Genomic DNA, 24,920 nt, shown 5'->3' with positions numbered 1-24,920 from the left:
GCACGGGTGTTGAGGTCGTATCCCGCGCCTGTGGAAGTGATGACGCCGAGCTGTCGACATGAAGTCCATTGGTCTGGCCGGGTGGGCGCCCATAACCGACCGGCGGGGGGGTGACCGGCGCAGTTTCTGCCCGTCAGGGTGGTCAACCTCCTCGACATGTCCCGCCTCCAGACCGGCACCGGCACCCCGCTGATCCGCGAAGTGGACCTTGATGAGGTGGCCCCCATGGCCCTCGGCGGCATACCGGACCCGGAGACGACCGTCGTCCTGGACATTTCCGAGACCCTGCCCATGGTCGCTGTCGGCAAGGGCCTGCTTGAGCGGTCGGTCGCCGACGTTGTCGAGAACGCGGTGAAGCACAGCTCCAACGACGAGCCGGTCCTGGTGTCGGCGAGCGCCATCGCCGACCGGGTGGAGGTCCGCGTCGTGGACCGCGGGCCGGGCGTCCCGGACGAGGACAAGGGCCGCATCTTCGAGCCCTTCCAGCGCTACGGCGACGCCCCTCGCCCCAATGAGGTGGGTCTCGGCCTCGCGGTCCGAGGCTTCGCCGAGACCATGGGCGGCACGCTCAACGCCGAGGACACGCCCGGCGGCGGCCTGACGATGGTACTCACGCTGCCGTCGGCCAACGGCCGCGCGTCGACGGTTCAGTGGGACCTGCCGACGACGGCGACTTCATAGCCGAGGCGGCAGCGGGTCGGCGCAGGCGATGCGCTGACCGGGACAGGCCACCACGGCAGTGGACGTCTGCCTGGCCATGCGCCCCTGGTGGGTGATCGTCTCGCCGACTGAACGCAGCAGCCCGCCGATCAGCGCGGCGAGTCGTCGGCGCGCCGTTCCGCCACCGCGCAGCGCCGAGCTCACTCAGCGGGCCGGCAACAGCATCTGGGTTCTCCTGCCCTGGTACGCACAGTGCCTCTACGACTGGTAGTCCATCAACAACCGCCGCATCGAACACTGCTGCGCGCGTACGACCGGCCTCCCGAGGCGGATGAGCAGCGTTCGGGGGCGAAAGAGTCACGACCCTCATGACTGCTCCTGCGCACCGCTCACTCAGCGGCTTTCATTCATGGCCGGATCTCTTCAGGAATGGTCTGTCTCCTCAGGGACGGGAATAGCCTGCCGCCGACAGGTGGAAGAGTCGATCTTCGGTGCCAGACGCCAGAGCCATCGTGCCGTGGCCTCGGCGTCGTCCCGCACGGAGACAGCGATCAGGCTGAAAGGAGCCGTGGGCCACAGTTCGATGCACACCACGGGCCTGCCGGGCCGCACCGCCACGAAATCCTTTCCGCCGTGGTGGCCCCGCGTGCCGATGCACAGCGCACCGGGAATCCAGACGCCGCGCTGAGCGACTCCGCGCAGGGCGCGCCACCAGTCGGGTTCCACCGTCACCCGGCACACCGCCGCCAATAGCACGCGCACTGTGCCGCGGCCTGCGGCCGCCTTCTCCCACCACGACAGACGTACGACGAGGTCGTCACCCTTGACGAGGATCCGCGCCATCATTATTCCCTCTCCTCCATGCTCCCTCCGGCCTCACCGCGAGGCCATAAGCGGGGACGTCCTGCCGGCACCAGATGGGAGGCACCCCAAATGCGGTCGGCGCCCCACGGCATTTTGTCGGTGACGGAGAAGGCCGAGTGACGGCAGCGGAAAGCGGGGTCGGCGAGGAAGCCGGCGCGGTGGTGTCGGCTGCGGCCACGAGAGGGTTGGCGGTCATGGCCTCGCGCACTGGGACGCCCCGCAGGAGTACTTGGAGCGTGCCCTGCCCTCTCCGCAGTCGCTGAGGCGATCACGAACCAACCGAAGAGTACGAGCCGGATGCCGCTGAACACGGCCCCGAGGAAGACCACGTACAGGCCCAGCACGCCAGACCACAGCGCAAGAGCCCCGCACGCCGCTGACGTCACCGGGCGCAGCCGACGTCCAGCACTTCGATCACGTCACCGTGGCTGGTGTAGACAACCCAGCACCATTCACCGAATACTGCGGCCAGCTCCGGGGCCTGTGGCTTCGGGGCCCGGGCCACAGCAGTGATGAGCGTGATGATCTCCTCATGCACATCGTCCGGGACGCCGAACAGCACGTTGGCAGCCTGTTGGATCATTTCGACTTTCATTTCGCACCCCGCGGACCGCAGGAGCAGCAAGGCAGGGCAGCTGTGTACTCCGCCCGTGCCTGTGGACGACTACGACCAGAGTCCGTCATCGGTACCAAGCGCCGCAAGGTGTTGGGGTCCCCGTAGTACTCACTGCGAAAACAACGGATATCGCTGACCAGCAGGGATGCGGCTTGGATCACTGATCAGCCTTCGTGGCTGGTGCTCTCGCGGTGCTTGCGTAGGTCTCGGTACAGCGCGGAGCGGCTGACGCCGAGCTTCTGCGGCGACCTGTTCGGGGATCGCGCCGCCTTTGATCCGCTGGGCGGCTCCGGCGCGGGTGGACCCTCGTGTGGGGGGGGCAGTCCGCTCAGGTCAGGACGACGCAACTCCCGCTGATCCAGCTCGGTCAGCGTCCACGGGGAGAGCTCGCACGGCTTCCAGCGCAGGTCCGGCTTCTCCAGCGAGGGTACCCGGACGCCCCAGCCCAGTCAGCCGGGCAATACGGTTGCTCCGCACATCGAGCCGGCGCAGTCTGGGCAGTTCGGCAAAGCGTGGCTGCGTCTGCACCGTGCACCCCGGCATGACCGCCCAGCTCGTGGTCCAGGCCGCCGCCGTCCAGAGGCCGACCACCGCGGCGCCCGCCCACCGGCACAGCGACTCCTCGGGCCCCACCAAGGCGACTGCCCCGCACACCCCCGCCCGGGGCACCACGTCCGCGCACCCGCACGACACCGCATCGGCGGCCGCCGTACCGGCCGCGTCCAGCAGCCCGCCCTCCACCGCTCAGACCACGACGCCCACAGTCCAGGCGCAGGTCCCGACAGCCGCCGACAACGCCACCTCCGCCCGGCCGCTCGACCCGCTGCTCGTCCAGGCAGGCGTCGTCGCAGGGGTCGCCGTACTGTGCCTGCTGCTCGTCGGCTCCCGCTCCGCGGCCGCGTCCTGAGCTCCCCCAACGGCTGACGGCGAGGCGGACAGGAACTGAGCACGGCGTCAGGTGCGGCTCTTCCAGTTGCCGGTCGGCGTTGTCGGCACAAGAGGCGGCTGCGCCGACCTCGCTCCCGGGCCAGGAGGTGGCACACCCTAGTGCTGGCTGTTGGTGAACCCGATGACGACGGCGCCCCACCAGCAGACCTGAGAGACCAGGGCCGTAGCGGCTCCCCAGATCAGGGTCCGTCTCGCCAGAGGTGCCGCCTCGTCATGCATGCGCTTGTTGAGAAGGCCGGCCTGCAGTCCGTTGAGAGTGAGGATCAGGACAAGGGCCAGCTTGGTGCGGGTGAGGGCGGAGGCGAAGTCGGGATGGAGCATTGCCCCGCTGACGATCAGGCCGACGAGTCCGGACCAGATCGGGACGTGCAGACGAGTGGTGCTGTCGAGGGTCTCGCGCAGGGTGCAGCGCGGTCCAGGGCTTCGATCACGGTCACTGTGGTGCCGAGGTGGGCGAAGAGCTGGGCCTGCTCCAGGCCGACGGCGTTGCCGCCGACCACGAGCAGCGACCTGGGCAGGGCGCCGAGTTCCATGGCGGTGGTCGAGGTCAGATACCCGGCTTCCGCCAAGCCGTCGACGGGCGGCGCCCACGGGGCGGAGCCGGTGGCGATCAGGTAGTGGGCGGCCTCAATCCGCCTGATGCCGGTGTCGTTCAGCGCCACCTCCAGCACCGGATCGTCGGTGTTCCCGGTGAAGGCGGCGGTGCCGTGCACGATCTCCCAGCCGTAGTGGGCCGCCAGGTCGAGGTACTTCTCGGCATGTAGCCGGGTTACCAGGGCGTCCTTACCGCCGATCAACTCCGCGAAGTCCAGCGGCAGATGAGCCGGTGCCAGGCCCGGGAACCGTCCTGCGGTGGCTGCGGAGTGCCGGGCGTCGGCCGCCGCCAGCAGGGCCTTCGACGGCACACACCCGACATTGACGCAGGTGCCGCCAACGGCGCCGCGCTCCACCATCACCACCCGCCTGCCCTGGCCAGTGGCCGCGATCGCGGCGGCGAAGGCCGCCGAACCGGAGCCGACGACCGCCAGGTCGAAGCCGGGTCCCCTCGTGATCATCGCGCTGCCTCCTGGCGTCGGCCTCGACCGCAGAAGCCAGCTATACGGGTTGCCGAATAAGTCAGTGGCTTCATACTATTCGAGTAGGCGAATAGTTCCAGGGTGAGGAGGAGCCCCGTGCCCCAAGCTCGTGCCGTACTCGAGACCGCGGCGGTCCCGTGCACCCACCTGGACGCCACCGCCCGGTTTTTCCGTGCTCTGAGCGACCCCACCCGGCTCAAGCTGCTGGAGTTCATCCTGTCGGGCGAGCGCACCTCGGCCGAGTGCGTCGAGCACGCCGGAATCTCCCAGCCCCGGGTGTCGGTCCACCTGTCCTGCCTGGTCGACTGCGGCTACGTCACCTCCCGCCGCGACGGCCGCAAGCTGCGCTACTCCGTCGGCGACCCACGCGTGGCCGACCTGGTCGTCCTGGCCCGCTCCCTGGCTGCGGACAACGCCGCCGCCCTGGACTGTTGTCCCCGGATCCCCGAGAGCCGGGGCTGACCCTCACGGAACGCCCGCCCATGATCGCCACCCGCCGGCCACATCTCCGCCCCCATCAGCGCTCCGGCAACGGCACGGCTGTCGCCGGGATCTGCGCCGTCCTGTTGATGCTCGTGTGCTGCGCCGGACCCGTCCTGCTCGCCGCGGGCGTGCTGGGTGCGCTCGGCGCCTGGCTGTCCAGCCCTTGGGTGATCGCCACCGCCGTCATCCTGCTCGTCGTCGCTGTCGCCGCCGTCGTACGCCGCCGCCGCGCGGACCGCGCCACCTGCTGCCCGCGCACCGGCAACCCCACCGACCGGATACGCCCGCTCCACCCCACAGGCAAGGATGACCCGTACCGCCACTGACACCCACCCTGCGGGCGGGCCTCGCAGCGGCGCCCCTGCCCTGATCATCCGATGCCCCGACGTCCGATGCCGGTGAAGCAGCCTCCCGGCAGGTGTCCCCGCCGGGCGGTTGGTCACACCCGTTCGTCGGCATCCCAGCGGCCGGAACCTGCATTTCCGGCGACCGCGAGTTCGTAGTCGCCGATGAGGTCCCCGAGCAGGCTGACTGACACTCCGGGAAAGGGCCTGGGCCTGGCCCTCGTGGCCGCGGTCGCCGCGTAGCGTGGACGGAGAAGGAGATGAGGATCATGTCCGGACAGGTATTGACCGAGGTCAGCGCCATCGTCACACCCGAGCGCGAAGCCGACCTTGTCGCCGCCTACCGTGAGCTCGTCGCCCACACCCTGCCCGATGGGCTGATGCGCACTGAACTGCTGGGCGGGCAGGACGGACGCTGGCGCATCCAGACGCTGTGGCGGGACCGCGCCGCCCTCGACGTCGTGCGCGCGGCTCCGCAGGGATCGGCAGCGACCCGGCTCTTCCGTGGAGTCGGCGCCGAACCCGCCCTCGCCCTGTTCGACGTCAAGGCCCGCCGCATCGCGCAGACCCAACCGATCTGACACTCACACTGTCCAGTTGGGGCCGGTGTCCACATCGGCATGGGCGGTCAGCGAGCACCTGAGTCCCTGCGTATGAGGCCCCATGCCGGTCCGATCGCGAGCAGGACGGCGAGTGCCGCGTAGCCGGAGGTGAGGGTGGTGAGCGTGGCGACCGCCGCGACCAGCAACGGGCCGCCCGCATCGCCGAGTTCACGGCCGAGTTCGGCGGCGCCCATGGTCTGGCCGAGCCGTTCGGTGGGTGTGGAGGCGGCCAGGGCGGCGAAGCCGAGGGGGGTGATCAGGCCGGTTCCGACGCCGATCAGGGCAGCGCCGGACAGCACGCCGAGCAGGCCCGGCAGCATCGCGCAGGCCAGACCGGCGGCGGTGATCAGCAGCCCTGCGGTGATGCCCCCGCGCGCGGTGAGACGGCCGCCGTCCAGGGCGCGGCCGGCCCGGGGCTGGACGATCGCGGCGCAGGCGGCGAGCACCGACACCGCGACCCCGGTGGCGACCGTGCCCAGTCCGGCCGCCCGTCCGGAGACGGGCAGAAAGCCCACGCCGACCGACAGAGCGGCGGTCGCCGCGGCCAGCGCCGCGGTCGGGCGGAGGAAGTCGGGATGGGTCAGCCGCCGGGCCAGGTCGAGGACCGTCTGCCGGGCCTTGGGCAGCGGGGGTACGACGGGGACGGCGAGCGCGGCCCACAACGCCACCGCCGCGCCGAGCACCGCCAGCACCGTGAACAGCAGCCGCAGCCCCCCGGCCCACACCAGCACCCCACCGAGCAGCGGGCCGAGGGTGTAGCCGACGGACTTGTAGAAACCGTAACTGCCGAAGGCCCGGCCGCGCCCCGCCGCCGGGTTGAGCCGGGCGACCAGCGCGGAGGCCGAGGGGGAGAAGGCAGAGGCGGCGGCGCCCTGGCCGAGAACGCGCCGCCCACAGCCAGCCGGGGCTGTCCGCCAGCGCGTATACGGCGGAGGCGGCGGCGAAGGCGACAAGCCCTCCCAGCAGCACCGGGCGGGCGCCGACGCGGTCGGCGAGCGTGCCGAAGACCGGCTTGAGCAGCACCTCGGCCCCGTCGTACAGAGCGAGCAGGCCACCCAGCACCATCAGCGAAGTGACCGCGTCGTCGGAGAAACCCCCGAGGTTGGCGGCAATGCCGTGGGCGCCGAAGGCGGTGGTGAATCCGGCGGCGTACAGCGGCCACATCTGCCGGGCGGGCGCGGCCCGTACCGTCTCGCGCTGCTTCATCAACTCTGCTCCGGAGTCTCGTGCCCGAACCGCACTCGCCGGCGCCGCTCGTCCTGTCCGACCGGCCGGGGGACCACATCGAGCTCAGGGCCTGCCTGTCCCACTGGGATCCAGAGCCCGGACACCCGGTTGAGAACGAGGTCGTGGTCGAACTCGGTGTGGAGTTCCTGGAACTGAAGGAGCTTCCGCCGGAAGACGGCGCGATCCGGCTTCCACCTCGGCAGGATCCGCGCCGGCCGAGTGCAACTCCTGCTCCAGGGTCTCCCCATTCTGCGGGGCCTTCTTGGGCATGCCTACTCCTCAATCCTCCGCGTCGCCGGCGCAGTCGTGGTAGAGCTGTTCAGCCAGAGGAATGTTGTCGCGGCGCGCCAAGGGAACGGGCTTCGCGCCCTGGGCACTTCGGTCATCGAGATCGGCACGGACCGGACCATCGGCGCCGACACCATCCGTGTCACGGGGCATCAGCGCCTTCCGCGACACCGAGCGCCTCTTCCCGCTGTTCGGCCCGCCCCGCCCAAGTGCCCGTGTGGAGCACACGGGAGCGGTTCACCTGCCGGCGCTCTCGGCAAGTGTGTGCGCGACGAGTGCGTTGGCGTGGCCGTGCCCGAGGCCGTGCTCGGTCTTGAGCCAGGAGACGAGTTCCATGTGCTTGGTCAGCGGTGAGGCGCGGATCAGGTCCTTCCACTCCGCTATCGGACGGCCGTAGTTCTTCTCGATCGATGGGAAGTAGCTGGCGGGGCCCTTCACCGGTGCGGTCATGTCGGTCGCGTCCATTCCCTCAGTCGGTCAGTCGGTCAGTCGGTCAGTCGGTCAGTCGGTCAGTCGGTCAGTCGAACGACGTTGTGTCGCGGTCAGTGGTCACGGCCATCACGCGAAGTCTGCGAGGTACGCCCGCCCGCTGTCGGTCATGACCGTCGGAGGCAGAAGAAGTGATCGACCGAGAGAAGTGATCTGAGTCACCCTGCCCTGAGGTCGAAGGCCCTGAGCCTCCGCTGGTCGCGGTAGCGGAGCTGACGGTCACAGGCCACGGTGAACGGGGCGCGGTCGTGCGCCTCGGGCGCGTCGTCGGGACGGTCGCAGAGCAGTTGGCCGGTCACGCCGAAGTGCAGCATGAGGGTAAGGCCGACGGTACTCATCGCCGGATCGACGTCCAGCCGGGCGCGGATCCGTTCCGCCAGTCCTTCGTCGTATGCCATACGCCATCACAGACCTCGGGTCGTCAGGGGCGAGGGAATCGGGTCATCGCCGGGCCCGCAGCCTGCGTTCGAGGTCGCGCAGGTCCTTGCCGAGGGAGGAGCGGACCTTCCTCGCCATGAGGGGCGCGGCCAACCGGTAGTACCGGCTGGAATCGCCCTGTACGCGGATGTGCGCGAGCGTGCCTTTCGGATGGGGGCCGAAGGTGTAGGTGACGTGCATCGGCATCGGTCCGGCGACGGACACCATGTCCAGCAGCCGCCCTGGTTCGTGGGCGGCGACGCGGAGCACGTAGTCGATGCGCTTGCCGAGGAAATACGCCGTCCGGGTCACCTCCGCCCCGACGCCGAACCCGCCGCCGTCGGCCTCCCGGGTCAGGGCCGCCTCGCGGATGCCCTGGGTCCACTCGGCATCGTGGCGCCAGTCCATGGCGTAGGCCGCAACCTGGCCCGGCGGGAGCGGGATCAGCCTCTCGGCCGTCACGTCGATCGACATGACCCGCCCCGCTCAGAGGGTGAAGAAGGGCTGCGCCGTGCCCGTCTCGGCGTACTGCTTGAGCCGGGTCATCAGCCGGCTCCAAGTGTCGTCCGTGTGCGGGAGGTCGGGGTCGTCGGCGGCGAAGCCGGCGTGCCGGAAGTCCACCCGGGTGCCGGTCCCGTCGGGGGTGTCGGTCAGCTGCCAGGTGATGACGGTGCCGGACCAGTGGGGCGGGAAGGCGCCGATCGCCGTCCACACGATCTCCTCCTTGTCCGCGCGGTCCCGGCGGAGCCGGAAGGGCTCGGGGATCTCCGGGAAGTCGAAGAGGAGGACCTCGCCCTCGCGGTTCACGCCGGTGGTCCACCAGCCGGTGAGGCCGTCGTGGGTGTTCAGCGCCTCGTACACCTTGGTGCGGTCGGCGTCGATGTCGGTCCGGAGGGTGATCTCGGACATTGTGCTGCTCCTTGCGTGTGCGGGAAGAACCGGGCGGGGGGCGAACGGGGCGGGGGCTCAGAGGGTGAAGTACGGGACCGGGGTGCCGGTCTCCACGTACTCCTTCAGGCGGGCGAACATGCCCGCCCAGCCCATCGTGACCTCGCGGAACATGTCGTCGATCTCGGCGAACCCGATGTGGTCGAACCGGACCACCGTGCCGCCCTCGGGATGGGCCTCCAGGGCGTAGACGATCTCAGTGTCGATCCACTGCGGCGGTCCCGCGACCACGGTCTGCGCCAGGCGCTTGCCCGCCGCGGCCTCGTCGATGCGGAAGTCCCAGGTCATCGGTGCGCCGGGGAACGACAGCCGGTGCAGGGCGCCGACGCCCTCGCCGATCTCGGCTCCGGTGGTGAACCAGCCGGCGACGCCTTCGAGGGTCGAGACAGCGCGGTACACGGTCTCCGGGTCGGTGGCGATACGGATCTGCAGGGCGATGTCAGCCATGGGGGCGTCCCTCTCGTGGGGGATTCGGCGGACACGCCGAACCCTTCCCTTTAGTTCACACTAAAATGACACTGGGCGAGTTGGCAAATTGCAGTTAGCGCTAAAATGAGAGGTATGGATGCGGTACGGGCGGTCGCCGAGCCCAGGCGGCGCGAGATTCTGCGGCTGGTCTGGGACTCGGAGCTGTCGGCGGGTGAGATCGCCGACCGGTTCGACGTCACCTTCGGCGCGGTCTCCCAGCACCTCAAGGTGCTCAGGGACTCCGGCCTGGTTACGCTGCGCCAGGACGGCAAGAAACGGTTCTACCGAGCGGACCGCGAGGGCATGGGCCCCCTGGCCGACTACCTGCAGTCCATGTGGGCCACCAAGCTCGACACCCTCGCCGAACTGGCCGAGGCCGCCGAGCGGGCGGAGGGAACGGACGCATGAGCGTGAGCGGCGAAGTGAGCGGCGACGGCGTGGTCACGGTCGAGCGGCACATCGCCGCCCGCCCCGAGATCGTGTTCTCCTTCTTCACCGACCGGGACAAGTGGCTGTCCTGGATGGGCCGGGAGGGTGGGTTCGTGTTCGCCCCCGGCGGCGCGTACCGGACCCACGTCACCGGCGAGAACGTGGCCGAAGGCCGGTTTGTCGAGGTGGACCCGCCCAAGCGACTGGTGTTCACCTGGGGCTGGGCCGAGGGCGGAATGCCCGTACCACCCGGCTCGACCACCGTGGAGATCACCCTGCAACCCACCTCGGACGGCACTCTGCTGCGCCTGGTCCACCGCGGCCTGCCCTCGCCCGAGGCGTGCGCCGCCCACGAGGAAGGCTGGAAGCACTACGTGCAGCGCCTCGCCGTACGAGCCGAAGGCCGCGACCCGGGCCCCGACCACTGGATGTGACCTGCCTGCGCGCGGCAGCCGGTGATCTACACGCGTGTACGTGCGCACCCGAGGGTGCGCGAACGGACTCCACCAAGGAACTTGTCGCCGATGACCAGGGCTGACGGCGGGGGCGGTGGGCGCGGGGCTTGGTCTCACAACTGCCCCTATGACGGGGGGCGTGGCTGTGTGGGTCTGACCAGGTAAAAGACCTCCCGGCGGCGTAGCGGGACCCGCACTGCCACTACGGCGAGGACACCGGGATTCGCGCGCCCCCGCGACACCGGCGACCCCATCGACGCCTCCGACTGGCTCTCGAAGGATCCGCGGCCAGAATACAGGTCCACGTGGAACGTGGACGGCTGGGAGATTCCCGGCGGCGTGGTAACGGCGAGGGTGATGTTGGACTCTGCCCTTCAGCGCCTTGGAGAACGCGCCGACGCCCTCCCGGCGGGAGCCGACATTGCGGCGGGACGAGTCGACATCACCCGCGCAGAACGAGAGCGGTGGCTCACAGCCCGGGAAGAGTGCAGGCGACTGGCCGCCGCACTGGCGACCCACCCATGGCTGCCCTCGACCCACGACCCGTTCAGTGCCCGCAGGGCTGTCTTCGCCGCCGCGCGCAAAGCTCAAGCCGTGGAACCCGCCAACGCGACGTATCAGCCCAAAAAGAGCTCGCCTTGACCAGGCTTCTCGGCATAGGGGAACACCCTCTTCTTGGTGACACGGCGCGGCTCTGTGGCGACGACCTTGTCGTCCCGCATTTTCTCGATGAGCGAGATGACCTGCCAGGGACGGTAGACCGTCTCGAGCAGCGTGTACTGCTGAAGGTCCTCGACCATCCGCCCACCGGGCCTGCCGACGATGAACTGGCCTGCCGACGATGAACTCCAAGAGCATTCGGTGCAGTGGATCCGTGTTGGGCTCAAACTCCAGGTCCAGGGCCTGTTGTTGCACGTCCTTGGGATCCCGGTACTGGACACCTGGACGTGCTGAGCCAGCAGGTAGCGGGACAGGCCCGCTCCGAAGGTGCCGGTGCCCTCCACACCGGCCCGGCGCACCGCCCCCAGCTTGCGGGCCCAGACGAGCAGCCGCCGGTAGCCGGCCGCCGCGCGGTCTGGACCGACGACGACGGTCGGCGCCACTACGTCGGAGACAGCCCCGACGTGTATCTCACACTGGCCCGTCAGCGCGCGGCGGGAACGGCATGAGCACTACGTCTACGGCTAGCACGCGCGGCGACCGGCAGCGATCCAGATCCTCGGCTCCGCGCCGAGGACTCGACACCGGATGGACTCCGCTCCGATGAGAAAGCCGGCTGGCTATTCCCACCGACCACGCGACGACCCGCCGGCCGACCGCCGAGTCGGCAGCCGGTGGCGCTGGCGGGTGAGTTCGTGCTCCTAGTGCCTCCGATGCCGCAGCCCGGCACCGACGTTGACGAGCACAGCAACGACACGCTGGCGTTGTTCGTGGCGCGGGCGCGCTTTGTCCTGTGTGACGACAACCGCGCCGAGGTCATCGCGTTGTGTCAGCGGCTGGACGGGATCCCGCTGGCGATCGAGGTTGTTCCGAGATCGAAGCGTGTCCGGGTGGTCACCGCCCAGCACCCGCTGGAAATCGGTGTGGGTCTGCTCGAACAGTGAGATCGCGCGGCCCAGGTCCCCCGCCGACTGGTAGGCACGGCGAGGTTGTTCCGCGACGACAGCGTGTCGCGATGGTCGCCGCGGCAGTATGCGGGCGGTACCGCCACGCATGGCGTGATGACGCTGAGGTTGTTCGACGAATCCGTGTCGGCAACCCGACCCGAGCCGCAGCGATGACTTTCGCGGTGAGCTCGCCTCTGTATAGGTATGAGCTCATCGCGCCAGTCACAGACCACGGCGGTGGTCACCGGAGCCGGCCGCGGCTTCGGATCGGCGATCGCCGCCGCACTGATCGACCAAGGTCACCAGGTCGTCGGTGTTGCGCGCACCGCCAACGACCTGGCGGACGTGCACCGACGATTGGGTGCGGCGTTCGTCCCGGTTGTCGCCGACGCGACCGACGCGGAGACCGCCCGCACCCTGATCGAGCAACACCAACCGACGTTGCTCGTGCTCAACGCGGGCGCGACACCCGCCGTCGGCCCAGTACAGGAACAGTCGTGGGAATCGTTCAGCCGCAACTGGCAGGTCGACACCCAACACGTTTTCCATTGGATCCGCGCGGCACTGCGCCACCCGCTGACGCCAGGCAGCCTGGTGGTGGCGATATCCAGCGGGGCTGCCCTGCGCGGCTCACCGCTCAGCGGCGGATACTCGGGCGCAAAGGCGATGATCCGATTTCTCGCCGGATACGCCGCCGATGAATCCCGCCGCGCCCAGCTCGGCATCGGCTTCGCCACCGTGCTGCCGCAACTGACGCCTGCCACCGAACTCGGCGCCGCCGGGGTCGCCGCATACGCCCAGCGGCAGGGAATCGACACCAACACATTCACGGCGGCACTGCAACCGCTTCTCACGCCGGCCATCGTCGGCGCCGAGATCGCGCGGCTGTGCCAGGACATCGGCGACCAGGATGAGCACCGAGTTTACGAGCTCACCGGCCGCGGACTTCACGCGCTGGCGTGAACAACCAGAAAGAGAAGGTTATGTTGCTGGAAAACAAGAATGTAGTCGTCTACGGCGCGGGTGGCGCGGTCGGCAGCTCGGTGGCCCGCGGTTTCTCTGACGAAGGCGCGAGAGTGTTCCTGACCGGGCGCAATCTCGACGTCATCGACACGGTCGCGAAGGAGATCGCCGACGCGGGTGGAGCGGTCGAGACCGCTGTCGTGGACGCCGGGGACGAGAAAGCCGTGACCGAGCACCTGGACGCGGTCATCGCCGACGCGGGCAGCATCGACGTGTCGTTCAACGCGATCGGAATCTCGCCGGTGGGGTTGCAGGGCATCCCGCTCACCGAACTGCCGGTCGAGAATTTCCTGCGCCCGATCACCACGTATGCCCAGGCTCATTTCATCACCGCGAAATCCGCCGCACGGCACATGATCGCCCGGCGGTCGGGCGTGATCATGATGCACACACCCGAACCGGCCCGCCTGCCCCTGCCCCTGGTGGGCGGCATGAGCGTCGGCTGGGCGGCGATGGAAGGTCTCAACCGGGCACTGTCGGCCGAATGGGCCCAGCATGGTGTTCGCGCGATCTGCCTGCGCACCACGGGCATGGTGGAGACACCGGTCATCGACGTCGTGTACGGGCTGCACGCCGACGCGCTGGGCATCACGAAGGAACAGTTCACCGCGGTAGCGGGTGGGATGAGCCACCGCAAGCGCCCGACCACGCTGGCCGAACTCACGCAGGCGGCGGTGTTCCTCGCCTCCGACCGGGCATCCGCGATGACCGGCACCGTCGCCAACCTGACCGGCGGAGTCATCGTCGACTGACTCCGACTCGCCCCGACCACCGTTTCGGCGGCCGGGGCATCCGGAACAGAGGAGCAAGAGCAATGAACGATCTACTCGCGAGCGCCGTCGCCGCGCACGGTGGCTTGGACCGGTGGAACCGGATCCACACGATCGATGTCGACGCCGCCATCACCGGGGCCTTCTGGCAGATCAAGGGACAAGGCGACGCACTGACGAACGTCCGCATCGAGGTGGACACCACGCGGGAACGGCTGACCATGGACTTCGTCGGCCAGGACCGACGGTCGGTCTTCGAACCCGACCGGGTCGTCCTGCAACGACCGGTCGGCACGGTGGTCGAGGCACGCGACAATCCGGAGCGGTCGTTCGACGGTCACCAGTTCGAGACGCCATGGGACGACCTGCATCTCGCGTACTTCACCGGGGAAGCACTGTGGACGTACCTGAACACGCCGTTCCTGTTCACCTGGGCGGGGTTCGTCTGCGAGGAGATCGCCCCGATCGAGGCCGACGGTGAACAGTGGCGGCGGCTGAAAGTGACCTTCCCCGACCACATCAAGAGCCACACCCGCACGCAGGTGTTCTGCTTCGGCCCGGACGGGTTGCTGCGCCGCCACGACTTCACCATCGACATCGTCGGCCGGACGGTCGAGGCGCAGCTTTACGCCGCCGACTACCGCGACGTCGACGGCATCGTCATCCCCGCCACGCGACGGGCCTACGCCCCAATGGGCGACGACCAGATCGTCTTCGTCGCCATCGACATGGCCGACATCGCCGTCGGTTGACCAGGCCCCAGCCGTCACACCGGCGAAGTGGGAGGCCGCCCGCCTGCGGCTGCTGACAAAGGAAAAGAAACTGACCCGCGCCCGGGACGCGATGGCCGCGGACCGCAGGCGGATGCCATGGCTGATCAGTACGGCCGCCGAACTCTGCGGCGCCCGCGGTCGTTCATCGCACGAACAGCACGAATAGGGAGAACCATGCACATCGGAGTTATCGGCGCCACTGGCACCATCGGCAGCCGAATCGTCGCAGAGGCACTCGACCGCGGCCACCAGGTTACGGCGTTCAGCCGCGACGTCTCGAATGTTCGGGACGGTCGTGACAACATCGCGTGGAAAGACGTCGATGTCACCAATGCCGACGGCATCGCCGCGGTCCTACCCGGCCTCGACGTCCTGATCAGTGGATTCGGACCCGGCAATACCGCCAACGATCCCGCTGACGCCGTGACGCGCGCTATCGGGGACCCCGGGATCTACGCACGGGCGGCCACCGCGTTGCTGACCGCGCTGGCGAGCCATGCCAGAGTCCGGCTCATCGTCATCGGCGGCGCCGCCACCCTCGAGGTCAAGCCCGGACTGGCGTTCGCCGACTCCGACGAGCTTCTCCATGCCGCGATCGACAGCTTGGGCCTGCCCAGAGAATATGCAGCGGCGATGCGCGGCCACCGCGACGCGCTGAACATCTATCGCACCTCCAACCGGCTCTGGACTTACTTCTGTCCGGCCGTGGAAATCGCCCCCGGCGAACGCACCGGCCGTTTCCGCATCGGCGGCGACCAACCCGTCATAAACGCCGAGGGCCGCAGTCGTATATCCGCCGAGGACGCGGCCGTCGCCCTTCTCGACGAAGTGGAGCTTCCGCGTTTCGTACAGCGCCGCTTCACCGTCGGCTATTGACCGCGGCACCGATAGCCGACCTGGAAAACACCTGACCACGAACGGATCTGAGGCATCATGACCTCGCTCGACCGAAGCAACGCTGCCGGAGACGACACCACGGTCTCCGGCGACGTTCACCCGCCGGCGAGCCTTCTCGCTGCTCGCCGTGGCATACCTGATGACGGCCGTCGTCGACATGGCTGACATCGCCGTTCGTTGATCCGAATTCCATCTCACAAGGGACATCACGATGAACTACAGCTACCGGGCCCCGGTCGTCACGCCGGCGGAATGGGAAGCCGCCCGCCTGCGCCTGTTGGCGAAGGAGCAGGAGCTGACCCGCGCCCGGGAGGCGATGGCCGCTCAGCGCAGGCGGATGCCGTGGCTGAAGGTGGACCACGACTACGCCTTCGACGGTCCGAACGGCGCCGCCCGGCTGCTCGACCTGTTCGAGGGCCGTCGTCAACTGCTGCTCTACCGCGCCTTCTTCGAGCCAGGCGTGGGCGGCTGGCCCGACCACGCCTGCGTCGGCTGCTCGCTGATGGCCGACCAGGTCGCCCATCTCGCGCATCTGAACGCCCGCGACACCACCCTCGCGTTCGCCTCACGCGCACCGCAACCCGACATCGAGCGGACGAAAGCGCGCATGGGCTGGGCCATACCGTGGTACACGATCACCGACAGCTTCGACACCGACTTCGGCGTGGCCCAGTGGTACGGCACCAACGCATTCATCCGGGACGGCGACAACGTCTACCGCACGTACTTCATCAACGACCGCGAGCACGAGCCGATGGGAGCAACGCTGGGTTCCCTCGACTTCACCGCACTCGGACGCCAAGAGGACTGGGAGGACTCCCCCGACGGATACCCCCAGGTGCCGCGATATTCGTGGCTGAAGCGACACGACGAATACGGCCCGACCGGGCGAGCCGCGCACCCCGCCACCACAGAATCGGCGGATCATGCACACCATGACTGAAGCCAAGGCCGGCGACAAGGATTTCGGAAGGCTGAGCGAACCGTTCCGGCGTGAACTGCTCGCCTACTGCTACCGCATGCTCGGCTCGGTCGACGAGGCCGAAGAGGTGGTGCAAGACGTCTACCTCGACGCCTGGCGTGCCTACGACGCGTTCGAGGGACGGTCGTCGCTGCGTACCTGGCTGTACCGTATCGCGACCCGAGCGTGCTTCAAGGCGCTGGAAAAAAGTAGACGCAGGCCACTGCCCGCGGATCTCGGCGCCCCCCAGACAGACCTGGATGCGGCGCTCGGCGCACCAGCTCGGGAGGTACCGTGGCTCCAGCCGATACCCGACTTCCTGTTCACCACCGCACCGGTCGATCCGGCGACGGTCGTGGTGGAACGACAGACTATGCGGCTCGCGCTGGTGGGAGCGCTCCAGCAGCTGCCGCCGCGACAACGAGCCGTGCTGATTCTCCGCGACGTGCTGCAATGGCGTACCGCCGAGGTGGCGCAGTTGCTGGAGATGACGACAGCGGCCGTCAACAGCGCGCTCCAGCGCGCCCGAGCCCAGGTTCCGCTCAGCCAAGACAACCTGACCGAACCCGCCGAGCCACGACAGCGGGCCCTGCTCGACCGATACGTCACCGCCTTCGAAACCGCGGACGTCGATCAGCTCGTCGCGGTATTGACCGAGGACGCCAGATGGGAAATGCCGCCGATCGCGACCTGGTTCGAAGGCCGCGACACCATCCTCGCCTTCCTGTCCAAACAGATGCGAGTGATCGGACCGGCCGCGCTGGTCCCCACCTCCGCCAACGGACAACCCGCCTTCGCGGTGTACGCCCGCGGCCGCGACGGCGCACACCGCCCACATGCGCTGCACATACTGACACCCACAACCGAGGGCGTCTGCCGGATCGTCGCGTTCCACGGCTCAGGGCTGTTTCCACTGTTCGGGCTCTGACACGGCCAACGGCATGTCCGAACCAGAAAACATCACCCAGCACAACGAGGAGCTTCACGCACAGCTGCGACTGTTCTGCCACCTCATGCTCGGTTCGGCCGACGCCGCCGACCGCGTCATGCGGCAGATCTACCATCGCGCACTCGATCACCAAGACGATCAACAGCATCGGCAATCAGAACGCGCCCGACTGTTCAGTATCGCCGCCGACCTCTGCGGGGCCCGCGGTCGTTCACCGCACGAATAAGCTACGCGACGAACCCCAACGCCTGCATCTGGGCACCTTCACCGGCCCCGCCGGATCCTTCCCCAGCGCACCGAGCTGACCCCGGCCGTCAAGAAGACCCTCGCCGCACTCGACCTGCCCGAACCACGCTGGATGGACGGCCCTGGACGGCTTCTACGACATGTGCCAGGTGGTGCCGAGCGAGGGTCCGAGGATGAGGACCGGGGCGTCTTCCGGGCCGTCGAAGCGGTACTGGAGGGCAGGGGTCTTCGTCTCACTCACCGCACCACGCTAACTTCCGCGGCTGTGGGCGCGGACACGGGCCCCGGGTGTCCACCGCGCCCACACCGGTCCGTCACATGTTCACGTACATGGTCAGCCTGCCTGTGGTGCCTGTCCGGGATGCCGCGTGACTCGCTCGGCGCGGGCCTGCGGATCAGAGCTCGCCCGGTGCGCCGAGGCCGGTCAGGGCCCCGACCGGGTCGAGGTCGGGGGTGCCCCGGGGCCACCAGTCCTCGTGGCCCGGTTCCGATTCGTAGGCGTACCAGAGGCCGTCGTGGCCCAGGCGGAGCTGGGCGTGGCCGCGGGGGTGGGTGAGGTGGTTGCGCCAGGGGCGGAAGGCGGGGAGGTCGGCGGCGAGCAGGAGGGGGCGGGCGCGATCGAAACGGCCCGCGGGCGGGTCCCAGGGCTCTTCGAGGACCGTGAGCCCTACGAGGCCGCCCTGCCGCCAGGCGGCGACCGCGCGCGCCAGGTCGGCGGGGGTACGGCCGGCGGCGGAGGCCAGCGAGGCGTACAGGGCGCGGGTCGCTGCGGTGAGGCCGGAACCGGGGCGGGCGGCGGCGAGCCGTACCGCGTCCTGCCACAGCGTCAGCTCCGCGACCGGGTCGCGGCCCGTGGTGAGCAGCGCGTGCGCGCGGGCGGCCGCGTCCGTGGCGAGCTGGTCCAGCGCGAACGGGTCGGGGCCGCCCGGCGCGCCCGGGTAGGTCGGCGGCTGCTCGGGGTGCGCGGGGGCGGGCAGCGGCGCCGGGAGGGGCGGCAGCGCCCGACGCGCGAGGGCGTCACGGGCCCGTACGCCGGGCAGTGGCGCCGACTGCTGTTCCTGGGCGGCGCGGGCCGCGCGGGTGGCGTTGCGGCGGGACAGCGCGTCCAGCAGCTCGCGCTCGCCCCTGCCGCGCAGCAGAAGCAGCACGAAGGGGTCCTCGTCGAGCAGCCGTGCCGTCTGGTAGCAGAGGGCGGCGGCGTGTTTGCAGGGGTGGCCGTGGTCGGGGCAGCTGCACTGGGGTACGAGGTCGCCTGGGCCGGGAAGCAGGTCGGCTCCGCAGTCCGCGAGCGACTTGGGCATCTCCTTGTCGAGGAGCGCCGCGATGTGCCCGGGGCGCTCGGCCGCCGCGTCGAGGAAACGGTCCCAGTCGCCGTCGTCCAGCGTCCGCAGTCGGACCTGGACGCGGTACGGCCGCGGGCGGCTCCCGTGGACATAGGCCAGCACGAGTCCCGGTGTGACGGTGATGGCGTCGACGTGCCCCTGGTCGGCGTACGCCCGTCCGCGCGCCAGCCGCGCCGCGTCCAGGGCCCCCTCTTCGAGGGCGCGCACCCAGGCGTTGCCCCACCAGGTCTCCGCGAAGGTGTCCGCGTGCGACGTGCGGGCGGGGAGCGCTTCGAACGTGCGGCGCAGCTCGCCGTCGCGGCGCGGGGATGCCATGGAGCGCGGCACGGCGACGGCCGACGGGAACGTGCTCGCCTCGCTGAGCCGGGGCTGCGTCGGGTGCGCCGGGTGCGCTGGGTGTGCCGACCTGTGGTGCCCCTTCTCGGCGTCGGCTTCGGTGTCGGTCTTGGTGTCGCTGTTGGCGTCGGGGGCGGTCTCGGTTTTGGTGTCGATATCGGTGTTGGTGTCGACGTCGGTGTTGGTCTTGACGTCGGTCTTGGTGTCCGTGTCGGGGTGCGCCGGACGTCCGGTGGCGGTTGTCTCGCGGGGCGCTTCGGCGCCGGGCAGCTCGAATGCCTCCGCGAGCACCTCTCGTACGTCCCGGACCCGGCCTCCCCGGTCCTGGTCCCGTCGGTCGCGCCGGGCCCGCGCACCGGCCGCCGCACGGTCTGCCGACCGGTGCGCGCTTCCGGCTCCCTTGGTCTCCGCCGCCGTCCGCGCCTGTCGGGCCTCCGTGCGCGCCGCGCGCAGTGCCTCGCGGGCGATGTCACCAGGACGCGTGCCGGCCGGGGGCACGTCGGCGGACGGGGCGTCCGCCGTCTCCGCACGGGCGGAAGGCCGTACCGGACCGGGTCCGGCGCCTGAGGCGGTCTCCGGATCCGGAACGGTGTCGGCACCCGAACCCGGGTCCGGATGCGGAGTGCTCCCCCTCGTGGCGGCCCGGCGCAGGGCCTCCCTGGCCGCGTCGCCCGGTCGGGCCGCCGGGGAGGTCACCCCGTCGGACCGCGAACCCGGCTCCCCCGCCGCCGCGCCCAGGGTGTCGCGCTCCCGCGCGGCCCGCAGCGCGCGACGCGCCACGTCGGCGGGGCGCGGCCCGGCAGCCGGGCGTGACGGTTCGGCGGCCTGCGCGTCCGCGTCCCCGTTCACCGGCCGCGTCTCTTCCTGCGGACCGTTCACGACGACCTCCGCAGTGACACCAGGTCCGACAGCTCGAGGTCGGTCAGTTCGGTCAGGGAGGCCTCGCCGGAGCCCAGGATGGCGTCGGCGAGCGCCCGCTTCGCTTCGAGCATCTCGGCGATGCGGTCCTCGACCGTGCCCTCGGTGATGAGGCGGTGGACCTGGACGGGCTGGGTCTGACCGATGCGGTAGGCGCGGTCGGTGGCCTGTTCCTCGACGGCCGGGTTCCACCAGCGGTCGAAGTGGACGACGTGGCCCGCCCGGGTGAGGTTCAGGCCGGTGCCCGCGGCCTTGAGGGACAGCACCAGGATCGGGGTGGCCCCGCTCTGGAAGCGGTCCACCATGTGCTCGCGTTCGGCGACCGGCGTGCCGCCGTGCAGGAGCTCCACCGGGACGGCGCGCGCGGCCAGGTGGGCGGTGATCAGTCGGGCCATCCCCACGTACTGGGTGAAGACCAGAGCCGAGCCGTCCTCGGCGAGCAGTGTGTCCAGCAGTTCGTCGAGCAGGGCGAGCTTGCCGGAGCGGGCGGAGGGTCCGAGGGCGACCGCCCGGGCGTCCTCCTTCAGGAACAGCGCCGGGTGGTTGCAGATCTGCTTGAGGGAGGTGAGGAGCTTCAGGACCAGCCCGCGACGGGCGATGCCCTCGGTCGTCTCGATGGCGAGCATCGACTCGCGGACCACGGCCTCGTAGAGGGAGGCCTGCTCGCGGGTCAGGGGGACCGGGTGGTCCGTCTCCGTCTTGGGCGGGAGTTCGGGGACGATCCCGGGGTCGGACTTCTTGCGACGGAGCAGGAAGGGGCGGATCAGCCGGGCCAGGCGGGCGATCGCCTCCTCGTCCTCGCCGTTCTCCACGGCGCGCGCGTGTCGGGCGCGGAAGGACTTGAGAGGTCCGAGCAGGCCGGGCGTCGTCCAGTCCAGCAGGGCCCACAGCTCGGAGAGGTTGTTCTCCACGGGCGTGCCGGTGAGGGCCACGCGCGCGGGGGACGGGATGGTCCGCAGGGCCTTCGCCGTCGCCGAGTAGGGATTCTTGACGTGCTGGGCCTCGTCGGCGACGACCATGCCCCACGTCTGCTGGGCGAGCCGGGGCGCGGCCGAGCGCATCGTGCCGTAGGTGGTGAGGACGAAACCGCCGTCGAGGTCCTCCAGGGTGCGGTCGGGGCCGTGGAAGCGGCGGACGGGGACGCCGGGCGCGAAACGGTTGATCTCCCGCTGCCAGTTGCCCATGAGCGATGCCGGGCAGACGACCAGGGTGGGTTCGCCGCGGTCCCGGCGCAGGTGCAGGGCGATGACGGTGATGGTCTTGCCGAGGCCCATGTCGTCGGCGAGGCAGCCGCCGAGGCCGAGGGAGGTCATGAGGTCGAGCCAGGCGAGGCCCCGCAACTGGTAGTCCCGCAGCCGGGCCTGGAGGCCCGGGGGCGGCTCCACGGGGGTGATGCCGGCCGTCAGACGGTCGCGCAGCGTGGCGAGGGCGCCGACCGGCACCGCCTCGACCGTCTCGCCGTCGACCTCCGCGGTGCCGGTGAGCGCCACGGACAGGGCGTCGACCGGGTCGAGCAGGCCCAGCTCCCGCTTGCGGGCCTTGCGGACGAGGGCGGGGTCGACGAGGACCCACTGGTCGCGCAGCCGGACGACCGGGCGGTGGGCCTCGGCGAGGGCGTCCATCTCGGCCTCGGTGAGCGGGTCGCCGCCGAGGGCCAGCTGCCAGCGGAACTGGAGCAGTTCCTCGCTCTCGAAGAATCCGGTGCCGTCCGTGGCCGAGCCGGGCGCGGGGCGCACCACCGCGGCGGCGCTGAGGTCGTGGGCGAGGTCGCGGGGCCAGTGGACGGCGACACCGGCCGCGCCGAGTCGGTTCGCGGCGATGCCGAGCAGGTCGGAGAGCTCCTCTTCGGAGAGTGCGAGGACGTCGGGCACGTCCTGTTCGGACAGGCGGTCCAGGGGCGGCCAGACGCGGGCGGCGCGGCGCACGGCCAGCGCCGCGTCCACGCGCGCGCGGGGGCCGAAGGCCGTGTCGGCGTCGCCCGCCCACAGGGCCGCGGCGTCGACGACGAGGGTGGGGTCGGCGAGGCTGTGCACCTGGACGACGGCGGCGCCCGCGCGGTGCGCGCCCTCGCCGTCGTCGAAGAGCTGGTACGCCGACAGGTCCAGGCGGAGCGAGATCCGTACGCCCGCGTCCATGCCCGCGGCGACCTCGGCGGCCCAGTCGTGGGCTCCGGGCAGCCGCTGCGGCTCTCCGGCCGCGAAGGGTTTCCCTGAGGTGTGGGGAGCGGCGGGGGTGCGCGGCAGGGTGTCGGCGACCGCGTCCAGGAAGGAGCGCATCAGCGCTTCCGGGTCGGGCAGCCGGAGGGGGCCCTTGCCGGGCAGCGGGACGGCATGCCCTTCGTAGGGCAGAGCGGCGGCCACGGCCCGCAGGTGGGCGATGTCGTCCGGGTCCAGTGGGCCCGCGCGCCAGGCGTCGTGGCCCTCGGGGGTGAGCCCGGGCAGCATCCGGCCCCGCGCGACGAGCCGCAGCGCGTGCAGCGCGGCCGCGCCCCAGCAGGTCGTGGCCGGATGCGCGGCGCGGTCGTGGCGGGCCCCGGCGAGCAGGGGGAGGGCCTCGGCGATCGGCAGGGTCAGGGCGGGGACGGTGCCGCGGCGGGCTCCCGAGCCGTGCGGTCGTACCACCGTCAGCTCGGTCGGCTCGGCGGGCGACGTGTTCTCGGCGGGCGACCCGCTCCCGGCGCCGTCGCCGGAGGGCAGCGGCCCGCCGTCCGGGTCCCAGAAGGCGACGCGCCCCTGGCGGGGCACGGGTGCGGGCAGGAAGACGGCGGCAAGCCGCACCGGCACAGCCGTATCGGTCTTCACGGCCTCGTCGCCCATACGTCCGGTCACCTCCCGCCCCTCGGTCGAATCAGTTGTCTTCGACTCTACGGGCGGGCTCTGACAACCGGTCCCGACGGTGGCCCCGGCGCGGGGCCGGGGCGGCTCAGGGGATCGTGCGGGAGACGACGTAGACCACGGCGCGCCCGGGCTTGGGCCAGTTCACGACGATGTCCTGGGTGGGCGCCGGGTCCTTCTGTTCGTGCGTGAGGCCCCACCACGAGCCGGGGCCCGTGAACTTCCAGCCGACGACCTTCTGGTCGCGGGTGCCGATGGCGATGTTGTTCTTGCGCAGTGTGTCCCGGCTGGTGCCGACCTCCGCGAGGAACTGCTCCAGCCCCGCGCCGTTCGTGGCGAACTGCACGTAGAGACGGCTGGTCTTCCAGTTGTTCGTCTCGTAGGAGGCGACGGCGACGCCGTTCATCGGGATGGGCACCTGGTAGAGGCGGCGCTGGACGCGCGAGGGCCAGCCCACGGTGAGGCCGGTCGCCGAGTAGTTCTCCTCCTTCTGCTTGCCGCTGTCGCGGCTCTGGTTGGCGGAGATCACCAGGTAGCCGGCCGGGACGCCGATGAGCAGCACGATGATCAGCAGCGTCAGGGCACGGCGGCGGAACTTGTGGCGCGGGTCCTCCGGCGGGCGCCGGGGCTCGTCCGGAGGCGAGGCCTGGCGCGGCAGCGAGGCCGTCACAGCGTCCCCTGGGTCGTACGGCGGGACTCGGAGTAGCGCTCGTACCGCTCGTAGCGCTCCACACGGCGGCGCTTGGCGCGACGGAAGCGGCGGGCGACGAGACGCGCGAGGTCGGCGGCGCCGACCATGCCGGCCTCGGGGCCGAGCTGGGCGCGGGCGATACGGGCCTCGGGACGGTAGCCGCGGCCGGTCAGGTGGCGGCGGAAGGCGTCGCGCGCGGGGCCGATGAGGAGGTCGTCGGCCGCGCTGACGCCGCCGCCGATGACGAAGCAGGAGGGGTCCAGGGCCGCCGCCAGGTTGGCGATGCCGACGCCGAGCCACTGACCGATGTCCTGGAGCAGCTCGATGCACATGGCGTCGCCCTCGCGGGCGAGCTCGGTGATCATCGGGCCGGTGATGTCGCCGATGTTGCCCTTGACGTGCTCGATGATCCCGTACGCGACCGGGGAGTCCGCGGCGGCGAGTTCGCGGGCCTCGCGGACCAGCGCGTTGCCCGAGCTGTACTGCTCCCAGCAGCCGCGGTTGCCGCACGGGCAGCGGTGGCCGCCGGGGACCACCTGCATGTGGCCGAACTCGCCCGCGACGCCGAACTTGCCGCGCTTGACCTGGCCGTCCTCCAGCAGCGCGCCGCCGATGCCGGTGCCGAGCGTGATCATGACGAGGTTGTCCTCGCCACGCCCCGCGCCGAACCGCCACTCCGCCCAGGCGGCGGCATTGGCGTCGTTGTCGACCAGGACCGGGACGGCGAGCCGCCCGGCGAGGCGGTCGCGCAGCGGCTCGTTGCGCCAGGACAGGTGGGGGGCGAACAGGACGCGGTTGCGCTCGGCGTCGACCCAGCCGGCCGCACCGATGCCCACGGCGTGCACGTCATGCCGGTCCGAGAGGTCCAGGACCAGCTCCACGATGGTGTCCTCGACGACCTTGGGGCTCTTGGACTTGTCCGGCGTCTCGGCGCGGAGCTTCTCCAGGATGTTGCCGTCGGCGTCGACGACGCCCGCCATCACCTTCGTACCGCCGATGTCGATACCGACGGTGGGGACGCGGGGAGCCGTCAGATGGGAACGGCGTTCACGCGTCCCTACGGTCCGCAGGACGGTGGCCCGCGCGGAGCCGCGGTGTGCGAGGTCGCGGTAGGTGCTCATCGGGCCGATTCTGCCTCACCGCGCCAGGGGGGCGCATGGCGGAGTCCCCCCTGAGCTCTCCAGGGCGCCCCGCCGGAGCGCCCTGGAGAGCCTTGGGCCGTGTGTGAGCGGAGAGCCGTATGTGACTGGACGCACAG

Annotated in this window: 28 protein-coding genes and 4 pseudogenes; 16 read left to right on the top strand and 16 right to left on the bottom strand. The window is 70.5% G+C overall.

Annotated elements, in window-relative coordinates; translation table 11 throughout:
• Positions 1-138: 138 nt before the first annotated feature.
• Positions 139-681: pseudogene (locus FNV62_RS39605) on the top strand (sensor histidine kinase); the annotation flags it as partial.
• 402 nt (positions 682-1,083) lie between these two features.
• On the opposite strand, the gene FNV62_RS39600 reads toward FNV62_RS39605, so the two are convergent.
• Both FNV62_RS39600 and FNV62_RS39595 read right to left on the bottom strand, forming a co-directional pair.
• Entirely contained in the window at positions 1,084-1,506 is a 423-nt protein-coding gene (locus tag FNV62_RS39600) for a hypothetical protein (RefSeq protein WP_143628673.1), read from the bottom strand.
• 400 nt (positions 1,507-1,906) lie between these two features.
• Positions 1,907-2,119 (bottom strand): hypothetical protein, encoded by a 213-nt coding sequence (locus tag FNV62_RS39595; RefSeq protein ID WP_143628672.1) that lies wholly within the window; start codon positions 2,117-2,119, stop codon positions 1,907-1,909.
• Positions 2,120-2,681: 562 nt separating this feature from the next.
• Between FNV62_RS39595 and FNV62_RS39590 the strand changes: the two genes are divergently transcribed.
• The gene (locus tag FNV62_RS39590) at positions 2,682-3,047 is read left to right on the top strand and encodes a hypothetical protein (protein WP_143628670.1); all 366 of its coding nucleotides are present in this window, start codon (positions 2,682-2,684) and stop codon (positions 3,045-3,047) included.
• A 137-nt stretch (positions 3,048-3,184) separates the two neighbouring features.
• On the opposite strand, the gene FNV62_RS39585 is transcribed toward FNV62_RS39590, so the two are convergent.
• On the bottom strand, positions 3,185-3,409 hold the full coding sequence (locus FNV62_RS39585) for a hypothetical protein (protein ID WP_143628669.1): 225 nt from the start codon (positions 3,407-3,409) through the stop codon (positions 3,185-3,187).
• A gap of 59 nt (positions 3,410-3,468) precedes the next feature.
• Positions 3,469-4,143, bottom strand: a pseudogene (locus tag FNV62_RS39580) (FAD-dependent oxidoreductase); the annotation flags it as partial.
• Between the two features lie 117 nt (positions 4,144-4,260).
• Here FNV62_RS39580 and FNV62_RS39575 point away from each other — a divergent pair.
• The 3 genes from FNV62_RS39575 to FNV62_RS39565 all read left to right on the top strand — a co-directional run bounded on the left by FNV62_RS39575 (position 4,261) and on the right by FNV62_RS39565 (position 5,572).
• Positions 4,261-4,626 (top strand): ArsR/SmtB family transcription factor, encoded by a 366-nt coding sequence (locus FNV62_RS39575; protein WP_143628667.1) that lies wholly within the window; start codon positions 4,261-4,263, stop codon positions 4,624-4,626.
• A 20-nt stretch (positions 4,627-4,646) separates the two neighbouring features.
• On the top strand, positions 4,647-4,973 hold the full coding sequence (locus FNV62_RS39570; protein WP_143628665.1) for a hypothetical protein: 327 nt from the start codon (positions 4,647-4,649) through the stop codon (positions 4,971-4,973).
• Between the two features lie 287 nt (positions 4,974-5,260).
• Positions 5,261-5,572 carry an antibiotic biosynthesis monooxygenase gene (locus tag FNV62_RS39565; protein ID WP_143628663.1) on the top strand — a complete coding sequence of 104 codons (312 nt, stop codon included), beginning with the start codon at positions 5,261-5,263 and terminating at the stop codon, positions 5,570-5,572.
• 47 nt (positions 5,573-5,619) lie between these two features.
• Here FNV62_RS39565 and FNV62_RS39560 read toward each other — a convergent pair.
• The 7 genes and pseudogenes from FNV62_RS39560 to FNV62_RS39530 all read right to left on the bottom strand — a co-directional run bounded on the left by FNV62_RS39560 (position 5,620) and on the right by FNV62_RS39530 (position 9,409).
• Positions 5,620-6,757: pseudogene (locus FNV62_RS39560) on the bottom strand (MFS transporter).
• Between the two features lie 342 nt (positions 6,758-7,099).
• Positions 7,100-7,261 carry a hypothetical protein gene (locus FNV62_RS39555; RefSeq protein ID WP_164331832.1) on the bottom strand — a complete coding sequence of 54 codons (162 nt, stop codon included), beginning with the start codon at positions 7,259-7,261 and terminating at the stop codon, positions 7,100-7,102.
• An 84-nt stretch (positions 7,262-7,345) separates the two neighbouring features.
• A complete protein-coding gene (locus FNV62_RS39550) occupies positions 7,346-7,558 on the bottom strand; it encodes a DUF4287 domain-containing protein (RefSeq protein WP_143628661.1) in 213 nt (70 codons plus the stop codon).
• Positions 7,559-7,755: 197 nt separating this feature from the next.
• A complete protein-coding gene (locus tag FNV62_RS57660; protein WP_143628659.1) occupies positions 7,756-7,995 on the bottom strand; it encodes a DNA-formamidopyrimidine glycosylase family protein in 240 nt (79 codons plus the stop codon).
• Positions 7,996-8,038: 43 nt separating this feature from the next.
• Positions 8,039-8,488, bottom strand: coding sequence for an SRPBCC family protein (locus FNV62_RS39540; protein ID WP_143628657.1), 450 nt, complete (start codon positions 8,486-8,488; stop codon positions 8,039-8,041).
• A gap of 12 nt (positions 8,489-8,500) precedes the next feature.
• Positions 8,501-8,923 (bottom strand): SRPBCC family protein, encoded by a 423-nt coding sequence (locus FNV62_RS39535; RefSeq protein ID WP_143628655.1) that lies wholly within the window; start codon positions 8,921-8,923, stop codon positions 8,501-8,503.
• Positions 8,924-8,980: 57 nt separating this feature from the next.
• Positions 8,981-9,409, bottom strand: a complete 429-nt coding sequence (locus FNV62_RS39530; RefSeq protein ID WP_143628653.1) for an SRPBCC family protein — start codon at positions 9,407-9,409, stop codon at positions 8,981-8,983.
• A 114-nt stretch (positions 9,410-9,523) separates the two neighbouring features.
• Here FNV62_RS39530 and FNV62_RS39525 point away from each other — a divergent pair, with 114 nt between their 5' ends.
• Complete coding sequence (locus FNV62_RS39525) at positions 9,524-9,838, top strand: ArsR/SmtB family transcription factor (protein WP_143628651.1); 315 nt, start codon at positions 9,524-9,526, stop codon at positions 9,836-9,838.
• Positions 9,835-10,293, top strand: coding sequence for an SRPBCC family protein (locus FNV62_RS39520; protein ID WP_143628649.1), 459 nt, complete (start codon positions 9,835-9,837; stop codon positions 10,291-10,293). The genes FNV62_RS39525 and FNV62_RS39520 overlap by 4 nt, the downstream gene beginning before the upstream one ends.
• A gap of 638 nt (positions 10,294-10,931) precedes the next feature.
• On the opposite strand, the gene FNV62_RS39515 is transcribed toward FNV62_RS39520, so the two are convergent.
• Complete coding sequence (locus FNV62_RS39515) at positions 10,932-11,417, bottom strand: hypothetical protein (protein WP_143628647.1); 486 nt, start codon at positions 11,415-11,417, stop codon at positions 10,932-10,934.
• A 270-nt stretch (positions 11,418-11,687) separates the two neighbouring features.
• Between FNV62_RS39515 and FNV62_RS39510 the strand changes: the two genes are divergently transcribed.
• From FNV62_RS39510 to FNV62_RS39470, 9 genes and pseudogenes are all read left to right on the top strand, one after another.
• A complete protein-coding gene (locus tag FNV62_RS39510; RefSeq protein ID WP_164331831.1) occupies positions 11,688-11,918 on the top strand; it encodes a hypothetical protein in 231 nt (76 codons plus the stop codon).
• Between the two features lie 207 nt (positions 11,919-12,125).
• Positions 12,126-12,884: an SDR family oxidoreductase gene (locus FNV62_RS39505; protein ID WP_143628645.1), complete on the top strand. Its 759-nt coding sequence runs from the start codon at positions 12,126-12,128 to the stop codon at positions 12,882-12,884.
• Complete coding sequence (locus FNV62_RS39500; RefSeq protein ID WP_143628643.1) at positions 12,881-13,696, top strand: SDR family NAD(P)-dependent oxidoreductase; 816 nt, start codon at positions 12,881-12,883, stop codon at positions 13,694-13,696. The genes FNV62_RS39505 and FNV62_RS39500 overlap by 4 nt, the downstream gene beginning before the upstream one ends.
• A 62-nt stretch (positions 13,697-13,758) precedes the next feature.
• A complete protein-coding gene (locus tag FNV62_RS39495; RefSeq protein ID WP_143628641.1) occupies positions 13,759-14,466 on the top strand; it encodes a hypothetical protein in 708 nt (235 codons plus the stop codon).
• Positions 14,467-14,479: 13 nt separating this feature from the next.
• Positions 14,480-14,653 (top strand): annotated as a pseudogene (locus tag FNV62_RS54740) (DUF899 family protein); the annotation flags it as partial.
• 8 nt (positions 14,654-14,661) lie between these two features.
• On the top strand, positions 14,662-15,363 hold the full coding sequence (locus FNV62_RS39485; protein WP_143628639.1) for an NAD(P)-dependent oxidoreductase: 702 nt from the start codon (positions 14,662-14,664) through the stop codon (positions 15,361-15,363).
• 232 nt (positions 15,364-15,595) lie between these two features.
• Positions 15,596-16,327, top strand: coding sequence for a DUF899 domain-containing protein (locus tag FNV62_RS39480; protein WP_143628637.1), 732 nt, complete (start codon positions 15,596-15,598; stop codon positions 16,325-16,327).
• Positions 16,320-17,273 (top strand): sigma-70 family RNA polymerase sigma factor, encoded by a 954-nt coding sequence (locus tag FNV62_RS39475; protein ID WP_240361351.1) that lies wholly within the window; start codon positions 16,320-16,322, stop codon positions 17,271-17,273. Before FNV62_RS39480 ends, FNV62_RS39475 begins: the two co-directional genes overlap by 8 nt.
• A 13-nt stretch (positions 17,274-17,286) precedes the next feature.
• Entirely contained in the window at positions 17,287-17,520 is a 234-nt protein-coding gene (locus tag FNV62_RS39470) for a hypothetical protein (protein ID WP_143628633.1), read from the top strand.
• A 415-nt stretch (positions 17,521-17,935) separates the two neighbouring features.
• On the opposite strand, the gene FNV62_RS39465 is transcribed toward FNV62_RS39470, so the two are convergent.
• The 4 genes from FNV62_RS39465 to FNV62_RS39450 all read right to left on the bottom strand — a co-directional run bounded on the left by FNV62_RS39465 (position 17,936) and on the right by FNV62_RS39450 (position 24,783).
• Complete coding sequence (locus FNV62_RS39465) at positions 17,936-20,098, bottom strand: SWIM zinc finger family protein (protein ID WP_413083891.1); 2,163 nt, start codon at positions 20,096-20,098, stop codon at positions 17,936-17,938.
• Positions 20,095-22,953: a DEAD/DEAH box helicase gene (locus FNV62_RS39460; RefSeq protein WP_143652285.1), complete on the bottom strand. Its 2,859-nt coding sequence runs from the start codon at positions 22,951-22,953 to the stop codon at positions 20,095-20,097. Before FNV62_RS39460 ends, FNV62_RS39465 begins: the two co-directional genes overlap by 4 nt.
• Positions 22,954-23,059: 106 nt before the next feature.
• On the bottom strand, positions 23,060-23,641 hold the full coding sequence (locus tag FNV62_RS39455) for a sugar kinase (RefSeq protein ID WP_097286813.1): 582 nt from the start codon (positions 23,639-23,641) through the stop codon (positions 23,060-23,062).
• On the bottom strand, positions 23,638-24,783 hold the full coding sequence (locus tag FNV62_RS39450; RefSeq protein WP_075032911.1) for an ROK family glucokinase: 1,146 nt from the start codon (positions 24,781-24,783) through the stop codon (positions 23,638-23,640). The genes FNV62_RS39455 and FNV62_RS39450 overlap by 4 nt, the downstream gene beginning before the upstream one ends.
• Between the last annotated feature and the right edge of the window lie 137 nt (positions 24,784-24,920).

It is taken from the genome of Streptomyces sp. RLB3-17 (genome assembly GCF_007113425.2).
GTDB classification, from domain to species: domain Bacteria; phylum Actinomycetota; class Actinomycetes; order Streptomycetales; family Streptomycetaceae; genus Streptomyces; species Streptomyces mirabilis_D.
Note: the sequence above shows the minus strand (reverse complement) of the source record. Positions and strands in the feature narration are given on the sequence as shown.

Coding starts and splice junctions, on each gene's coding strand:
- FNV62_RS39505 (WP_143628645.1), top strand. CDS start 12,126: ATGAGCTCATCGCGCCAGTCACAGACCACGGCGGTGGTCACCGGAGCC.
- FNV62_RS39495 (WP_143628641.1), top strand. CDS start 13,759: ATGAACGATCTACTCGCGAGCGCCGTCGCCGCGCACGGTGGCTTGGAC.
- FNV62_RS39480 (WP_143628637.1), top strand. CDS start 15,596: ATGAACTACAGCTACCGGGCCCCGGTCGTCACGCCGGCGGAATGGGAA.
- FNV62_RS39585 (WP_143628669.1), bottom strand. CDS start 3,409: ATGCTCCATCCCGACTTCGCCTCCGCCCTCACCCGCACCAAGCTGGCC.
- FNV62_RS39595 (WP_143628672.1), bottom strand. CDS start 2,119: ATGAAAGTCGAAATGATCCAACAGGCTGCCAACGTGCTGTTCGGCGTC.
- FNV62_RS39470 (WP_143628633.1), top strand. CDS start 17,287: ATGTCCGAACCAGAAAACATCACCCAGCACAACGAGGAGCTTCACGCA.
- FNV62_RS39555 (WP_164331832.1), bottom strand. CDS start 7,261: ATGCCCCGTGACACGGATGGTGTCGGCGCCGATGGTCCGGTCCGTGCC.
- FNV62_RS39535 (WP_143628655.1), bottom strand. CDS start 8,923: ATGTCCGAGATCACCCTCCGGACCGACATCGACGCCGACCGCACCAAG.
- FNV62_RS39460 (WP_143652285.1), bottom strand. CDS start 22,953: ATGGGCGACGAGGCCGTGAAGACCGATACGGCTGTGCCGGTGCGGCTT.
- FNV62_RS39570 (WP_143628665.1), top strand. CDS start 4,647: ATGATCGCCACCCGCCGGCCACATCTCCGCCCCCATCAGCGCTCCGGC.
- FNV62_RS39540 (WP_143628657.1), bottom strand. CDS start 8,488: ATGTCGATCGACGTGACGGCCGAGAGGCTGATCCCGCTCCCGCCGGGC.
- FNV62_RS39485 (WP_143628639.1), top strand. CDS start 14,662: ATGCACATCGGAGTTATCGGCGCCACTGGCACCATCGGCAGCCGAATC.
- FNV62_RS39520 (WP_143628649.1), top strand. CDS start 9,835: ATGAGCGTGAGCGGCGAAGTGAGCGGCGACGGCGTGGTCACGGTCGAG.
- FNV62_RS39510 (WP_164331831.1), top strand. CDS start 11,688: ATGCCGCAGCCCGGCACCGACGTTGACGAGCACAGCAACGACACGCTG.
- FNV62_RS39565 (WP_143628663.1), top strand. CDS start 5,261: ATGTCCGGACAGGTATTGACCGAGGTCAGCGCCATCGTCACACCCGAG.
- FNV62_RS39475 (WP_240361351.1), top strand. CDS start 16,320: ATGACTGAAGCCAAGGCCGGCGACAAGGATTTCGGAAGGCTGAGCGAA.
- FNV62_RS57660 (WP_143628659.1), bottom strand. CDS start 7,995: ATGGCATACGACGAAGGACTGGCGGAACGGATCCGCGCCCGGCTGGAC.
- FNV62_RS39525 (WP_143628651.1), top strand. CDS start 9,524: ATGGATGCGGTACGGGCGGTCGCCGAGCCCAGGCGGCGCGAGATTCTG.
- FNV62_RS39600 (WP_143628673.1), bottom strand. CDS start 1,506: ATGATGGCGCGGATCCTCGTCAAGGGTGACGACCTCGTCGTACGTCTG.
- FNV62_RS39550 (WP_143628661.1), bottom strand. CDS start 7,558: ATGACCGCACCGGTGAAGGGCCCCGCCAGCTACTTCCCATCGATCGAG.
- FNV62_RS39450 (WP_075032911.1), bottom strand. CDS start 24,783: ATGAGCACCTACCGCGACCTCGCACACCGCGGCTCCGCGCGGGCCACC.
- FNV62_RS39530 (WP_143628653.1), bottom strand. CDS start 9,409: ATGGCTGACATCGCCCTGCAGATCCGTATCGCCACCGACCCGGAGACC.
- FNV62_RS39590 (WP_143628670.1), top strand. CDS start 2,682: ATGACCGCCCAGCTCGTGGTCCAGGCCGCCGCCGTCCAGAGGCCGACC.